The organism is Streptomyces sp. NPDC029041 (genome assembly GCF_040637515.1).
Classification (GTDB): Bacteria; Actinomycetota; Actinomycetes; order Streptomycetales; family Streptomycetaceae; genus Streptomyces.
Map to the genome: position 1 here is coordinate 56,862 of NZ_JBEZWO010000018.1, position 15,173 is coordinate 72,034.

12 protein-coding genes are annotated in these 15,173 nt (G+C 69.0%); 2 read left to right on the forward strand and 10 right to left on the reverse strand.

Going from position 1 to position 15,173, the window contains the following annotated elements; all coding sequences use genetic code 11:
• Window positions 1-98 precede the first annotated feature (98 nt).
• From AB0F04_RS33700 to AB0F04_RS33735, 8 genes are all read right to left on the reverse strand, one after another.
• Window positions 99-3,197, reverse strand: a complete 3,099-nt coding sequence (locus tag AB0F04_RS33700; protein ID WP_362048854.1) for an RICIN domain-containing protein — start codon at window positions 3,195-3,197, stop codon at window positions 99-101.
• Between the two features lie 179 nt (window positions 3,198-3,376).
• Entirely contained in the window at window positions 3,377-4,369 is a 993-nt protein-coding gene (locus AB0F04_RS33705; protein WP_362048857.1) for an aldo/keto reductase, read from the reverse strand.
• 53 nt (window positions 4,370-4,422) lie between these two features.
• Window positions 4,423-5,343: an amidohydrolase family protein gene (locus AB0F04_RS33710; RefSeq protein WP_362048860.1), complete on the reverse strand. Its 921-nt coding sequence runs from the start codon at window positions 5,341-5,343 to the stop codon at window positions 4,423-4,425.
• Window positions 5,340-5,681, reverse strand: coding sequence for an L-rhamnose mutarotase (locus AB0F04_RS33715; protein WP_362048863.1), 342 nt, complete (start codon window positions 5,679-5,681; stop codon window positions 5,340-5,342). The genes AB0F04_RS33710 and AB0F04_RS33715 overlap by 4 nt, the downstream gene beginning before the upstream one ends.
• Window positions 5,681-7,666 (reverse strand): hypothetical protein, encoded by a 1,986-nt coding sequence (locus tag AB0F04_RS33720; RefSeq protein WP_362048866.1) that lies wholly within the window; start codon window positions 7,664-7,666, stop codon window positions 5,681-5,683. Before AB0F04_RS33720 ends, AB0F04_RS33715 begins: the two co-directional genes overlap by 1 nt.
• A 34-nt stretch (window positions 7,667-7,700) precedes the next feature.
• The gene (locus AB0F04_RS33725) at window positions 7,701-8,555 is read right to left on the reverse strand and encodes a carbohydrate ABC transporter permease (RefSeq protein ID WP_362049004.1); all 855 of its coding nucleotides are present in this window, start codon (window positions 8,553-8,555) and stop codon (window positions 7,701-7,703) included.
• Between the two features lie 106 nt (window positions 8,556-8,661).
• The gene (locus AB0F04_RS33730) at window positions 8,662-9,576 is read right to left on the reverse strand and encodes a sugar ABC transporter permease (protein WP_362048869.1); all 915 of its coding nucleotides are present in this window, start codon (window positions 9,574-9,576) and stop codon (window positions 8,662-8,664) included.
• On the reverse strand, window positions 9,573-10,934 hold the full coding sequence (locus AB0F04_RS33735; protein WP_362048872.1) for an ABC transporter substrate-binding protein: 1,362 nt from the start codon (window positions 10,932-10,934) through the stop codon (window positions 9,573-9,575). The genes AB0F04_RS33730 and AB0F04_RS33735 overlap by 4 nt, the downstream gene beginning before the upstream one ends.
• 343 nt (window positions 10,935-11,277) lie before the next feature.
• Between AB0F04_RS33735 and AB0F04_RS33740 the strand changes: the two genes are divergently transcribed.
• Together AB0F04_RS33740 and AB0F04_RS33745 are read left to right on the forward strand one after the other, a co-directional pair.
• Window positions 11,278-12,078 (forward strand): FCD domain-containing protein, encoded by an 801-nt coding sequence (locus AB0F04_RS33740; protein WP_362048875.1) that lies wholly within the window; start codon window positions 11,278-11,280, stop codon window positions 12,076-12,078.
• Window positions 12,079-12,233: 155 nt separating this feature from the next.
• Window positions 12,234-13,307 carry a DUF3533 domain-containing protein gene (locus AB0F04_RS33745; protein WP_362049007.1) on the forward strand — a complete coding sequence of 358 codons (1,074 nt, stop codon included), beginning with the start codon at window positions 12,234-12,236 and terminating at the stop codon, window positions 13,305-13,307.
• 47 nt (window positions 13,308-13,354) lie between these two features.
• Here the strand turns inward: AB0F04_RS33745 and AB0F04_RS33750 are convergent, their stop codons facing one another.
• Together AB0F04_RS33750 and AB0F04_RS33755 are read right to left on the reverse strand one after the other, a co-directional pair.
• Entirely contained in the window at window positions 13,355-14,263 is a 909-nt protein-coding gene (locus tag AB0F04_RS33750) for an SDR family oxidoreductase (protein WP_362048878.1), read from the reverse strand.
• A gap of 58 nt (window positions 14,264-14,321) precedes the next feature.
• The gene (locus AB0F04_RS33755; RefSeq protein ID WP_362048881.1) at window positions 14,322-15,098 is read right to left on the reverse strand and encodes an SDR family oxidoreductase; all 777 of its coding nucleotides are present in this window, start codon (window positions 15,096-15,098) and stop codon (window positions 14,322-14,324) included.
• Window positions 15,099-15,173 lie beyond the last annotated feature (75 nt).

Sequence of the window (15,173 nt, forward strand, 5' to 3'; positions counted from 1 at the left end):
AGACAGGCCTGCGGGGCGGTGCCGGCTTCTCCGCCGGCACCGCCCCGCAGGGTTGTTCGCCTCCTTCAGTCGTCTGACTCACCTGCGTCGGTGAGCGGTCAGTCCACGTTCACGACCTTCCACAGCTGGCTGTCTGCGCTCGTGTCCGTCGACTGCACGAGCTGGGTGCCTCCCGAGGACACGGTGAGCAGGTCGTTGCTGTTCACGTTCTTGATCTTGTAGAAGCCGTTCCCGGCGGCGACCAGCGTCCAGCGCTGGCTCGCGGCGTTGTTGTCGGTCGACTGGACGATGGACGCGCCGTCCGTGGTGACGCCACCGCTGACGCTCAGGAGCAGGGCACTGTTCCGGCTGACGATCTCGTAGCTGCCGTCACCGACCGGGACGAAGCGCCAGTTCTGGTTGGGGCCTCCGCTGTCGGTCCACTGGATGACGTTGGCTCCGTCGTTCTTCGACGCCGCCGAGACGTCGACCGCCTTGCCGCTGCCCTTGTTGAGCAGCTTGTAGTTGGCGTTGGTGGTGGGGAACGCGATGGAGGCGAACGCGTCCAGTGCGCAGACGGTGCCGGACGACGCGGTGTTCTTCGTGCCGGTGCACACCACCTTGATCGTGTGGGGACCTGCCGCGAGGTCCGTCTTCTCGAACAGCGGCACCTGCTTCGTCACCGTCGAGGCGTAGGCGTCGATGCCCGACTGGACGAGGGTGCCGTCGATGTAGACGTCCACCTTGCCCATGTTCGGCTGCGTCATGCTCAGGTAGCGGACGCCCGAACCGGTGAACGCGAACTCCGCGTAGTTGCCCGCGGTGCTCGTGAACTTCTCGGACCCGTTCATGTCCTGCGTGTCGTTCCAGTTCGACCAGGTGCCGGAGTAGGTCACGCCGGCTGCCTTGTCGTCGACGTGGTCCCAGCGCTGCCGCACGAGCGCCTTCGACGCGGCGGACGCGTTCCCCTGGGCGTCCACGACGTAGAGGCGGTAGTCGCCCGCAGCCTGCGGGACTCTGATGGACGTCGCCGTGCCCCTCGCGCTGGTCTTGGTGGAACCGGCGGTGAACGTCGTCGTGCCGGCGGGAGCCAGCCAGAGGGTCTTGGTGCTGTCTCCGGGGCTGCGCACCGGAATGGTCGTCACACCCTTGCCGGTGAACGTGCTGGCGGGCAGCGCGTAGTCCTGGAGCGTCACATTGCCGGACGGGATGATGTCCTTGTAGAGGTCGTCCAGCCCCGCGTTCACCGCGATGCTGTACGCCTGCGACGGCCACACGCGGTCCGCGTGCACGCGCACGTTCTCGATGGTGCTGCCCGGGACGCTCGTGCTGAAGATCGTGTTGACGGGGCCGTAGGTGTTGGTGATCAGCAGGTTCTTCTGGTTGCCCCAGGTACCGGAGTTGATGGCGTACTTGACGCCAGGGTCGATGTCCAGAACGTTGTCGTGCTCGTTGATGTTGGCGGAGCCTTCATCCGGGTGGATGCCGTACTTGTGGCCGGCCGGCACACCCTGGATGTAGTTGTTGCTGATCTCGGTGCCCGGCTGGTTGCCCAGCGTGTAGATCGGAGCGGAGTCGCTGAGCAACTGCATCGTGTCGATGAGCTCGTTGTACTTGACGCTGTTGTTTCTCGCCGTGCTGGTCGCGGTCCCGGGAACGATGGACTTGTCCGAACCGTCGAAGTTCCACCATCCCCAGCCGAGCGTGATGCCCGCCCACGGGGACTTCTCGATGCGGTTGTGCTGCAGCGACAGGGTGTCGGCGAAGTAGGCCGACACGGGGCTGGAACCCTCGAACAGGACGGCGCTGTCGTAGAGGTAGTTGTTCGTGACGGTGATGTTCTTGCAGACGCCCTCGACGTCCACCGGGTACTTCTCGTGGTTGGTCGAGGTGTAGTCCCCGATGTAGACGTGCTGCGGGTGCCCCACGGTGAGGGCCGATCCGGCTATGTCATTGGTGAAGTTGCCGGTCACCTGCGAGTCCGTCACGTCGTTGGCCAGGGTGATCCCGTCGGCTCCGGTGTGCTGCACGGTGTTGCGCTGCAGGACGATCCCGTCGGCGTTCTCGATCTGGATCATCGCCGGCGGCAGATCCACGTTGCGGTAGTAGTAGACGTGGAAGTTCCCCGTCGTGTACACGTTCGCGCTGGCGTTGCCCTGCTGGCCCTGCCGGAAGACGGAGTCCCCCACCTTGGTCAGGTTCCAGTCGGAGTGCTCGACCGTGAGACCGGAGAACGTGATGTTCTTGGCGTGGTCGGTCTTCGACGTGCCGGCGATCTTGAGGATGGTGGACACGTTGTTCGGAGCGAAGACCTTCGCCGTGGTCATGTCCTCGGAGCTGGACTTGTAGTAGTACAGCGCGTGGTTGGTCTTGTCGAAGTAGAACTCACCCGGCTGGTTCAGGAACTCGTACGCGTTCATGAACGTGTGGCTGCCGCTGGGGTTGAAGTTGCCGTTCGGCGGTCCCTGCGCGATGGCCGCGCCCGGCTGCTGGTACATGGCCACGCGGTTGGCGCCGTCCGAGCTCGTGGTGATCTGCCGGACGCCTATGATCGCCGTGGTCCAGGTCCACGTCGTCTTGATCTCCACGTCGTCCTGGTTGGACGCGATGGCGGGCAGGTCGGAGAGGCTGTACTTGGACCCGTCGCACTCCGTTCCCGTTTCCCAGGCCCAGGAAGGCAGGGGGGATTTGACGTCGAAGTTCGCATAGCATCCGGCCGAGTTGATCGTCTTCGACGCCATCTCTGCGCGCTTGCCGTTGACATAGAGAGCACGGAGCTTGTTGTCGCGGTTGAGGGTGGCCTTCCAGATGTTCCCGCTGTGCTGTGTCCAGCCGGTCACCTGAACGCCTCCCTCCAGGACCGGCTTCTCGCCCGGGTAGGCGGCGTACACGACACGGTGCCCGTTCGTTCCGGAGTCGGCCGACGTGAAGCCGATGGTGCTGCTCACCGGGTACGTGCCGCCGCGGAGATAGACGTTGATGTCCCCGGTCATGTTGTCGTTGACCGTGCGCACGACGTCCCGCGCGTGCTGCAGGGTCTTGAACGGCGCCGAGACCGTCCCGGAGTTGGAGTCGCTGCCGTCGGGGGAGACGTAGTACGTCGCCTGGGTCGCGGCCGAGGCCGGGGTCGGCGGTGTGAGGGAGGTCAGCAGGGCGGCGGAGACCGCCACCGTGAGGCCTGCGGACAACATGCGGACGGAGGGGATGACGTGCTTCATCGTCTGTCCCTCCCCCTGGTGCGAACGATCGGGTGGGCGTACATACGGCGGCTCCCTGTATGTCCTCGTGGGTCCTCGGTGCGGTGGGCTGGGATCTTCAGCGGTTTCGGCTCTGAGTGCCCCGGAGGTCGGGGCACGACAGTGGGCTCACCTCACGACGGAGGCGGAGCGACGGGAGTTCAGGGCCGGCGTAACGGTTCGTCCGCTGCGAGGGGGACGTCGGGCCTGATGAGACCCTGGCACCGGAGGTCGTCCCAGAGTGCCGCGGGAACGGCACCCGCATGGAGTGCGGCGTTCCGGCGGACCTGCTCCGGAGTCCGCATGCCCAGCGTGACGTTGACGACGCCGGGGTGCGTGAACGGGAAGGCGATGGCGGCGGCGGGCAGCGTGGTGCCGTGCCGCTCGCACACCTCGGCTATGGCCAGCGCCCGGCGGACCAGGTCCGGCGGTGCGTCCCGGTAGTCGTACCTCATGCCTTCGGCGGGCCGGTCGAGGGAGAGCAGCCCGGAGTTGAACACGCCGACCGCGACGACGCTCTTGCCATGCTCCATCGCGGCGGGCAGCACGTCGTCCAGCGCGGACTGGTCGAGCAGGGTGTAGCGCCCGGCGAGCATGACGACGTCGGCGGCGGTCTCGCGCAGGAAGCGGGCGAGCATGGCGGACTGGTTCATGCCGGCCCCGACGGCCCCGATCACGCCCTGGTCGCGCAGGTCGGCGAGGGCGGGCATGGCCTCCTCGGCGGCCTGCCGCCAGTGGTCGTCGGGGTCGTGGAGGTAGACGACGTCGAGGCGGTCCAGACCGGTGCGTTCCAAGGTGTCGTCGAGGGAGCGCAGGACGCCGTCACGGCTGAAGTCCCACTGCCGGCGCAGGTCGTCGCGCACGACGAAGCCCTCGTCGTCGACGCCTCGGGGCCGTTCGTTGGGGACGAGGAGCCGGCCCACCTTGGAGGAGACGACGTAGGCCCCGCGCGGACGGGTGCGCAGGGCGGCGCCCAGCCGGCGCTCGGAAAGGCCGAGGCCGTAGTGCGGCGCGGTGTCGAAGTAGCGGATGCCCGCGTCCCAGGCCGCGTCGACGGCGGCCGACGCGTCCTTGGCGGGAGTCACCCGGTAGAGGTTGCCGATCACCGAGGCCCCGAAGCCCAGCCCGGTCACGGCGACCGAGGTGTTTCCCATGGTCCGCCGCGCCACGTGTTCTCCGTGGGACGCGGGCGGACGGCGGTAAGAGGTCAACCGTCCCCCCTTGTCATGCGCGTCGTGGCGTCGCCCCCCGCGGAGGCGGGCGCGAGGCGGTAGAAAGCGGTCGCGGTGCCGGACAGGACGGACTGGATCTCGTTCTCGGTACAGCCCGCGAGCAGTTCCTCGACGGTGGCGGCCCAGCGGTTCCAGCCGCCCGCGAGGTTCGCGACCGGCCAGTCCGAGCCGAACATCAGCCGGTCGGGGCCGAAGGAGTCGAACAGGACCTCCCAGACGGGCCGGATGTCGGCCGTCGTCCAGCTGTCGTGGTCGGCCTCGGTGATCAGCCCCGACACCTTGCACACCACCTGGGGATGACCGGCCAGCCGGCGCACCTCGCGTTCCCAGCCCGCCAGGTCACGCGCCACGATGGGCGGCTTTCCCGCGTGGTCGAGCACCTGGGGCAGGTCCGGGAACCGTTCGGCCAGCCGGATCGCCTGGTCGAGCTGGTGGCTGCGGACGAGCACGTCGTAAGCGAGCCCGCGGTCCCGCAGCGCCGCCAGGCCACGTTCCACATCGGGCCGCTGCAGCCATCCGGGGTCCGTCTCGCCCTGGACGAGGTGGCGCAGCGAGCGCAGATACGTGCCGCCGGGTCCGGCGCTCAGGCGGTCGAGCACGTCACCGATCGCCGGGGACGTCAGATCCGCCCAGCCGACCACGGCCCCGATCAGCGGCTCCTGCGCGGCGAGCGCGAGCAGGTCCTCGGTCTCGGGCACGTCCGCGATGCACTGCACCACGACCGTGCTGTGCAGCCGTCGGCCCGCGATCGGGTGCGTGGCGGTGGAACGCAGATCGCCGGGGGTGAACGTACGGCGGATCGACGTCACGGCGGGGTCGTCGAGCCAGGGCTGCTCACGCCGGTCGAGGTCCCACAGGTGGTGGTGGGCGTCGACGAGTGCAGGAGCGCCGGTCACTGCGCACCCCCCTCGGGGCTCAGATGCCACACCTCCGGCATCTGTGTCCACTGGCGTGAGTCGCCCCGGTCCGGCCAGGGCTCCTGGCAGGGGTCGGTGAGCTTCCACCACTCCTGGGTCTCGGGGTCGGCCTCGAGTTCCGCCATGTCGGCCTCGAAGTTCTCCCCGTGGTACTCGAAGTAGGCGAACAGCGCATCGCCGTGGAGGAAGATGCTGTAGTTGCGGATCTGCGCCCGGCGCAGGGCGGCCTCGACTCCGGGCCAGACGGCGGAGTGCAGTTCCAGGTACTCCTGCCGGTGTTCGGGACGGAGCCTGATGGTCTGGGCGACGCGTTTCATCACGCACCCTCCTGGGGGGTGAAGGGCGTCCGGTAGCTGGGGGTGCTGGTGCGCAGCCGGAGCCGGAGAGTGAGCCGGATGCGGGTGGAGGCGGGCAGGTGCACCGTCAGGAAGGCACTGTCACAGGACTGCTCCGCCTCGGTGACCACCGGCTCCGAGTGCCCGTAGTCGTACATGTCGCCGATCCAGCCGTCGTCCGTGCAGGTCGTGTACCGGACCGCCGTGATGGTGTGCTCGGCGAAGGCGCCGGCCTGCACGATGACCGTGCGGTCCGCTTCGGGGGCGAGGTTGACCAGTTCGACGGTCGTCGCCTCGGGCTCGATGGACGTGACCAGCGCGGCCACGTCCGGCGGCAGACCGGCGCGGCGGGCGTCGGCGTCGTGGTAGCGCAGCCGGGCCTGCTGCAGGCCGCCCTGGTACAGCACCTGGGGGCCGCCCCAGGTCAGCTGCACTAGGGCCTCGGTGGCGACGGGGTTGCACAGCTGCCACACGTGGATGTCGGCCTCGGGCACGTCCAGGTCGCGGTAGCGGTCGATGCGCCGCAGGCGGTGGCGGATCTGGGCCTGGGCGGTGGCGAGGATGCGCTCCGGGTAGTCGGGGTCGTCGCCGGCGAGGAACGCGAACCACGCCTTCTCGTGCCCGGATTCCTCCTTGGCACGGAACGGCCGGACCGTACGCCAGTCGATGCCGTCGGCCTCGCGCAGCCCCTCCAGCCGCGCGCGGTCGGTGTCGGAGGCCGTGTGGTGCCACAGGGCCACCGGCACCGGCGCGGTGACCGGGTTGTAGTCGAACCAGCCCGAGTCGTTGTGCCGGAAGGGGAGGTGGAGCGTCGGCGTCGTGACGTCCGGACCGAGCTCGACCGCCCACTTGGAGGGCAGACTCGAGTCCGCCTCGGTGTGGGGCATCACCTTGCCGCGGCCGATGAGGGTGTCGAGTGAGGTCGCGACCATGGAAAGGTAGTCGTCGTCCCCGGTGACCGTCGCCGCCGCCAGCGCCGCCACACAGGCCGCGTGACCCACGCTGTGCCAGCCGTGCGGCCAGGACCAGCCGTAGTGACCGCCGTACCAGCGCCCCTCCAGCAGACCGCCGACCTCGCCGTCCGGGCCGGCGTTGTCCGGGATGAGTCCCTCGTTCGCCCGCGTCCGTTCCCGCCACGCGCCCACGTACTCGACGATCCAGTCGCGGTAGCGCTCCTCGCCCGACAGGATCCAGGCGTTGAGGACCAGCCCGGCTGCGGCGAGGTTGACCGCTGTGTCGCCGACGCCCATCCGCTCGCGCATCTGCGCGCCCAGACGAGGATCCTCGGAGAGGGGGAACGGGCCGCCCTGCGCCTCGGGGATCCACTCGAGGGGGAAGCCGTAGGTCTCGGCCTCCTTCAGCAGCCAGGGATAGACGTCACCGTCGAACAGGCCCGACCGGCTCGGGTCGCTGCCGTTGTGGGGGCGGGTGATGACGCGGTGCTCGGGGTCGTAGTTGCCCTGGGACGCGTCGACGTACAGCTCGGCGAAGCGCAGGGCGCGCTCGGACCAGCGGTCGGGGGCGGCCATGCACAGGAAGTAGAGCAGCAGCAGGCTCTCGCCCTGGTGGAACCAGTCGTAGCCGCGCTCGTACTCGTCGCGCAGCATGTCCAGTTCGGTGAGCTGCCGGGTCACGCCCTCCCAGTGCTTCTCACTGGCGGGCAGCAGATCGTCGGCGCCGCCGAGGAGGTAGAGCTGCGGCCAGTTGAAGAACACCTCGTAGAAGTCGTCCACACCGTCCCGCGTGGTGAGCCGGTCGTTGTAGTTCAGCCGTCCGTCCGGGCCGGTGAAGTCGCGGGCGAAACGGCGCCAGGCGTGGTCGAGCAGGTCGAACAGCGCACGCTGTGCCGTGGCCCAGCCGGGTGGTTCGAGCAGCGGCACCCCGGCCCGGACTTCGGGCGGGGGAGCCGGGCGGCCGGTGGCCTGGGCGTCCTCCCCCGAATCGTGGTCGGCAGAGCTGAGTGGCATGCGGGGTTCTCCGTTCGGGGTGGCGGGGCGGACGTCATTCCTTGGTCGCTCCGGCGAGCATTCCGCTCACCAGGAAGCGCTGGGCGAAGAGGAAGACGACGAGCACCGGTGTGATGGCCACCAAGGTTGCCAGAGCCAGCTGCGGGCGCTCGATGGCGAGCGAGCCGACCGTCGGGTTGAACGACGGCACACTGCTGAGCAGGTTGCCGACGCCCACCTGGACGGGCATTTGGTCGCTCTCGGGGAGCATCACGTACGGCAGGAAGTAATTGGTCCAGTTGGCGACGAAACTGAAGAAGCCCACAAGCGCGATGACCGGTGTCGCCAGCGGCAGTGCCACGAGACGGAAGACACCGAACTCGGAGCAGCCGTCCATCCGCGCCGCCGCCAAAAGGTCCTTCGGCACGGCGGTGGTGAAGTAGATGTAGGTCAGGTAGACGCCGAACGGGTAGAAGGAGTACGGCAGGATGATCGACCACATCGTGCCGATCAGGCCCACCGCGTTGATCTCCAGGAACAGCGGCACCACCAGCGTGGCGTTCGGCATGAGCATCACGACCAGCGTCGAGATCAGCAGCGCGCGTCGGCCCCGGAACTCGGTCATCGCCAGGGCATAGCCCGCGGGTACGGCCACGCACAGCGTGATGACCAGCGAGATCACCGCATAGACCGCCGAGTTGCGCAGCCACAGCAGGATGGCGTTGTCCTGGTACGCGGAGAGTGCGTGCCAGTTGGCCTTGAGTGTGTGCCAGGAGCCGATGGAGAGCGGGCTGTCGTGGACCAGCTGCTGGTCGGTCTTGGTCGCCGCGAGGACGAGCCAGAGCACCGGCAGTACGAAGAACACGACGAACACGGCGAGTACGGATGCTGCGAGCAGCCGGGACGGCAGGTGCCGTGCGGACCGCCGGCGCGGCTGTGAGGTCCGGCGCCGGGACCGGCTCATCGCCTCGGGTCCCCGCTCCGTGCGGGGTGCGGCGACCGGACTGGGGGAGGTCTTAATCGGCATCGAAGAATCCCGACCGTGCGACGAAGAGGGCGGCGGCCGACACACTGACGACCAGGAGCTCCACCGACACGGCGGCGGCGCCGTTGATGTTGTTCATCTGGAAGGCGAAGTCGTACGTGAGCTGGTTGAGCGAGTAGTCACGTCCGGCCACGCCCACACTGGCGAGGGAGAGCAACTGCGGCTCGACGAACAGCTGGGCGCCGCCCGCGAAGGCCAGGATCACCATGTACACGATCCACTTGCGAAGCATCGGGATCTGCACCCGCCAGGCGATCTGCCAGGCGTTCGCACCGTCGATGCGCGCGGCTTCCATGACGTCCTGGGGAATGTTGTTGAGTGCCCCGTACATGACGACGATCCAGCCGCCGGCACCGGTCCAGAACGCGATGATCGTGAACAGCAGTGCCAGGTTGCCGGGCGCGATCACCTCGCCGAAGGTGTGGAACCCCAGTGTTCCCAGCAGGGAACTGACCGGGCTCACCGTCGGATCGAGCATGAACAGCCACACCAGCACGCTCGCGGCGCCGGCGAGTGCTCCGGGGATGTAGTACAGGAACCGGAGCGCCTGCCCGGTCTTGCCGGAGGACAGGCGGTGCAGCAGCAGGGCCAGGCCCACCACGAACACGACCAGCGAGACGAGCCAGAGGACGAGGTAGACCGCGACGTGGCTCACGGCGTCCAGGAAGCGGAAGTCCTGGGCCGTGGTGATGAAGTTGGCGAAGCCGGTGAAGGTGCCCCCGGCGTCGGTGAAGGCGAAGTAGACGGCGTAGCCGGTCGGAAGGATGCCGAAGGCGATCAGCAGGATCACATAGGCGGCGACGAACGCGGCGCCGGCCCGGCTCTGCCGGGCGGGGCCGCGACGGCGCCGACGGGCAGAGCCGGTCGAGGAGAGGGTCAGGGTCACTGGGAGACCTTGTATCCGTCGGACTTGGCGTACTTGACGATGGAGTCCTGCCAGGCCGGCAGCATCGAGACGATGCTCTTGCCCTGGGTCAGGCCGGGCTTGACGGTGGCGGCCCAGATCGCCTCCTGGCTGAACTGGCCCGAGCCCCAGCCCGGCCAGACCTGACCGGAGGCGTCCTTGAGCGCGCCGAGGTCACCGCTGAAGTAGCCGGAGGCGTCCTGGGCCTTCAGCCAGTTCTCGGCCGCGGGCGCGTAGGCCGGGAAGCCGGGCGCCTTCTCGCCCTGGTAGGCGTTGTCGGTGGTGACCCACTTCAGGAAGTCGGTGGCCGCCTTGAGATGAGCGGAGTGCTGGGAGAGCAGCCAGGTGCCGCCGCCGACGTTGCCCGTGGACGTGGCGGTGTCGCCCTTCCACTGGGGTATGGGGGCCGCTCCGATCTGCTTCGCCGGGGTCTTGAGGCCGTCCTTGAACACCGCGCCGCCGAACCAGGCCGGACCGGGCATGAGCAGGACCTTGTCGGCCTTGTTCTTGGTGAAGTCGGTGCTGAACACGCCGCTGATGGACATGGACTTGTTCTTGATGAGCACGTCCATGAGCTTGGCCATCTTGGTGCAGGCCTCACTGGTGGTGTTCACCGACACTGCCTTCGGGCCGGTGATGTGGTTGGCGCCGCACTTGCTCGCCCACAGGTAGATCTCGGGCGTGAAGGAGTCACCCGCGTCACCCACCAGGTAGCCGGGGTGGTCCTTGGCGACCTTCTCGCCGAGCTTCTGGTACTCCTCCCAGGTCGTGGGCACCGTGTAGCCGAACTTCTTCATCAGCGGCGCGTTGTACCAGAGCACCGCCTGGGAGAGGTCGTTGCGCAGGCAGTAGAGCGTGCCGTTGACCGTGCAGACGTCGTTGGCGCCCTTGGCGAAGTTCCCCAGGGTCGCGTCCGGGATCAGTCCCTTGTTGAGCGGCGCGGCGAAGCCCGCGTCGACCGCCCAGGTGACCTCGTTGTTCTGGGAGCTGAAGACGACGTCCGGCCACCCCTTCTTCGTGCGGTTGAAGAGCTGGACCTTCGTCTGGAGGTAGTTCGACCCGTTGGCGTTGCCGTCGTAGCTGACGATGCTCATCTTCACGTCCGGGTGCAGCTGCTGGTACTGCTTCGCGGCGGCCAGCCGGGTCGCGTCCACCCAGACGGTGAACGCGCCGTCCTTCTGGGGCGCCTGGGCGAAGCCGTCCTTCTCGGTCGTGCTCGCAGTACCGCCACCACAGGCGGCCACGGTCAGGAGCACGGTGGCCGCGCAGCCGGCCAGCAACGCCGAACGTCTCTTGCTGGACACTCTTGCCTGGCCGGCCGAAGACTCGTTGAGGGTCATGAACGACTCCACTTGGTGTGCGGGCGCCCCGAAGCAGATCCGGGAAGGTGGCGCGGGGATGGGGCGACGACTGCTCTCTCACTGCCGTCGCGGAAGAAATTAGGCGCCCTATCCAGCAGGCAGTCAAGGGTGTGCGCAGCTCTATTCGCCCAATTTCAAAGCGTTACCTCGGAGATCGGTGGGTGTTTTGACCCTATTAAGGGCTGTCTGCACCATTTATACGTCGACCTTTACTGTCAGGGCCATTGCCAAATGAGTACGACTCATTGTTGGGTGAGGGTACGATGAGCGCGGCTCGACAGCGACCAGTCGTTGTCGTCGCAGTCACCCGGAGGCATGACAGATGAACGACACGCCCGCGACCGAACTGGCCCTGCCCGCGCAGGCCTCCACCTCCGCTGCCGCGGCGGTGAACGGCTCGGACGAGGAGCGGCGTGACTACCGGCCCGGCTACGAAGTGGTGGCCGAGCGGATCCTGGAGTTCATCGCCGAGGCGCGCCTGACCCCGGGCGACCGGCTGCCGACGGAGAACGACCTCGCCCAGACGCTCAACACCAGCAGGGCGGTCGTGCGGGAGGCCGTGAAGATCCTTTCGGCCCTCGGACGGGTCCGGGCGCACAAGGGGCGCGGACTGTTCGTCGCTGACGACGAGGGCATGCTCATCACCAGCCGCTGGGGCGGCTTCTTCCGCCCCGTCGACATCGACCACGTCCTGATGCTGTTCGAGTTCCGGCGGGTGCAGGAGATGGCCGCCAGCAGTCTGGCGGCCACGCGTGCCACGCCCGCCGAGCTCCGGACCATCGAAGTCGCGATGCAGCAGTGCCGGCACGGGTTCGTCCACGGCCAGGTCGATGTGTTCAACCAGGCGGACGACGACTTCCACATCGGTGTGGCCGCGGCCTCGCACAACACCTTCCTGGTCAGTGCGGTGCGCGACGCGCGGCGCCTGCAGCGGCAGTCCAGCGCCATCGGGATCCATGACACGTTCGGTGACGGAACCAAGGCCGCTGTGGAGGAGCACGAGGCGATCTACCGGGCGATCCGCGACGGTCGCCCGGACGAGGCGGCCGAGGCCACGGCGGTGCACCTCGACAGGACGCTGGAGGACTACCGGCGGGAGATCCAGCGGCGTCTGTTCGGGTAGCCACGGGCGAAGCCGAGGCCCGGGCGAGGGGCCACGCGGCGCGCGTGCGTCACCGGTCGCCGGGGGAACGGAACAAGCGGAGTAAGGCATTCACGTCCGTGTGCGATCATTCGCCCGTGAATGCACCCTCCAGCCCGCCTTCAGGTGAATCGCCGATCGAGCGCGACGCCAAGTCGCCTGTTTTCGCGGCCGAGTTCAAGGACGCCGTCACGCTCCGGGCCTTCGGGCTCGTGCTCGGGGGCCTGCTCGTCCAGCTCGCCTTCATCGTCTCTTACGTCGGGGCCTTCCACTCGCCCACACCCCACCGGATAGCCGTGGCGGTCGCCGCTCCGCAACAGGCGTCCGCCAAGATCGTCGCCCAGCTCGACGCCCTGTCCGGCAACCCGGTCGAGGCGACCGCGGCGCCGAGCACCGAGACGGCCCGGCAATGGGTGCTCACGAGGAAGACGGACGCCGCCTTCCTCTTCGACGCGTCCGGCACCGAGGACACCCTCCTGGTCGCTTCGGCGGGTGGCCCGTCGGTGTCACAGACCGCCACACAGATCGCCCAGAAGATCGAGACGGCACAGAAACGGCAGATCACCGTCTCCGACATCCGGCCCCCCAACGCCGGGGACGGCCGAGGGATGACGTCCTTCTACCTGGTGGTGGGCTGGGTGATCGGCGGCTATCTGACGGCCACGATCATGGGGATGGCAGCGGGTTCCCGCCCCGCCAACCGGCAGCGCACCCTGATCCGCCTCGCCGTCCTCGCGTTGTACGCGGTCGTGTCCGGAATCGCCGGAGCGGCCGTCGTGGGGCCGGTGTTCGGCGCACTCGGCGGTCACTTCTGGGCCCTGAGCGGCATCGGTGCCCTGGTCGTCCTCGCTTCGGCGGCGACCGCGCTCGCCCTGCAGACCCTGCTGGGCCTCCTGGGCACCGGGGTGGTCATCCTGCTCTTCGTGGTGCTGGGCAACCCGAGCTCCGGCGGCGTCTACCCGGCACCGCTGCTCCCCGCGTTCTGGAGCGCGATCGGACAGGCCCTGCCGCCGGGGGCCGGTACCACGCTGGTCCGCAACACGGTTTACTTCTCGGGCCATGCCGTCACGTCCGCACTCTGGGTGCTCGGCGCCTACGCCATCGGTGGCGCGCTGCTGTCCTGGGCGGCTTCGTGGCGAAACGAACGCCGGCACCCGCAGGCCCCCGCCACAGGCCCCGAGACGTTGCCGGAGGCGTCCCCCGCGGGCTGACCTGCTGCCCGCCCGCACGTTCCTGCGGCGGCACGCCCAGGTGGTGTTCACCTCGCCCCGTACACCGGTTCAGGAGTCGCCGCCTCCGCGAGGAGTCTCCGAGCGGCCTCCCCGGCCTCGGACGGTGACCAGCGGGCGCCCTTGTCCGCCGTGGGACCGGGGCGCCACCCCTCCATCACCGTGATGCGACCGCCCGACACCTCGAAGACCCGCCCCGTCACACCGTCGGAAGCCGCGGAGCCGAGCCACACGACGAGTGGGGACACGTTCTCCGGGGCCATGGCGTCGAAACCGGTGTCGGGAGCCGCCATGGTCTCGGCGAACGTCGCCTCGGTCATCCGGGTGCGAGCCGCCGGGGCGACGGCGTTGACCAGGACGCCGTAGTGGCCCATCTCGGCGGCGGCGACCAGGGTCAGCCCTATGATCCCGGCCTTGGCCGCGGAGTAGTTGCCCTGGCCGACGCTGCCGGACAGCCCCGCCCCGCTGCTGGTGTTGACGACCCGGGCCGCGGGGGCGCGGCCCGCCTTCGCCTCCGCGCGCCAGTGGGCCGCCGCGTGCTTCAGCGGCAGGAAGTGACCTTTGAGGTGGACGCGCATGACGGCGTCCCAGTCGTCCTCGTCGAGGTTCACCAGCATGCGGTCGCGCAGGAATCCGGCGTTGTTGACCAGGGTGTCGAGGCGGCCGTAGGTCTCGACCGCGGTACGGATCAACGAGGCCGCGCCCTCCGTCGTGGCGACGTCCCCACCGTGGGCGACCGCCTGCCCGCCGCGGGCGACGATCTCGTCGGCGACGAGCCGGGCGGGCCCCGCCTCGGTGCCGGTCCCGTCGAGACCGGCACCGAGATCGTTGACGACGACCTTCGCGCCCTCGGCGGCGAGAGCGAGGGCGTGCGCCCGGCCCAGCCCGCGCCCCGCCCCGGTGACGATCGCGACACGTTCGCTGCACAGTCCGGACATGCTCTGATTCCCTTCGCTGAGAAGTCTGGAAGGCCGGGGAACGGGCGGGCTCGGCGGGTCAGTTGCCGGCCGTGGCGGCGTCGAGGAAGGCCGGGCGTTCACCGCCGCCGTGGACGAGCAGGCTCGCGCCACTGATGTACGCCGCGCGGTCGGAGGCGAGGAAGACACAGGCGTCGCCCACCTCCGCCGGGTCGGCGAGCCGGCCGAGCGGTACGGTGCGGCCGACGGCCGCGACGCCCTCCTCGTCGCCGTAGTGCAGATGCGACAGCTCGGTGCGCACCATGCCGAGGACCACGGTGTTGACCCTGACCCGCGGGGCCCACTCCACGGCCATGCTGCGGGCCAGCTGCTCCAGCCCCGCCTTGGCGGCGCCGTAGGCCGCCGAACCCGGGGAGGGACGGCTGCCGCTGACACTGCCGATCATGACGATCGACCCGCCGCCGGGCCGGCCGCGCATCTGCTCGTACGCGGCGAGGGAGGCGGTCAGGGGAGCGAGCAGGTTCAACTCGACGACCCGTGCGTGCCGTTCGGCGCCGCCCTCCTCGAGCATCCGGTACGGCGTGCCCCCGGCGTTGTTGACGAGGACGTCCAGCCCGCCGTACTCGCCCCTCAGGCGAGTGAAGAAGGCACCGACGGCGTCCGCGTCACGCAGGTCGACCGGGAAGAACCGGGCGGTGCGCCCGGCCGCTTCGACAGGCCGGGCCGCGGGGCGCCGGGCGCAGGTCACCACCTCGGCCCCGGCCGCCAGCAGGGCCCGGGCGATGCCCGCGCCCACACCCCTCGTTCCGCCGGTGACCACCGCCACCCGCCCGCTCAGGTCGGTGATCGTTGCCATGAGAGGCCTCCCGCGACGTGTATCGCGCTGCTACCTTCACACCTAACAAACGTTTGGTGGAAAGGTAGCTGATCC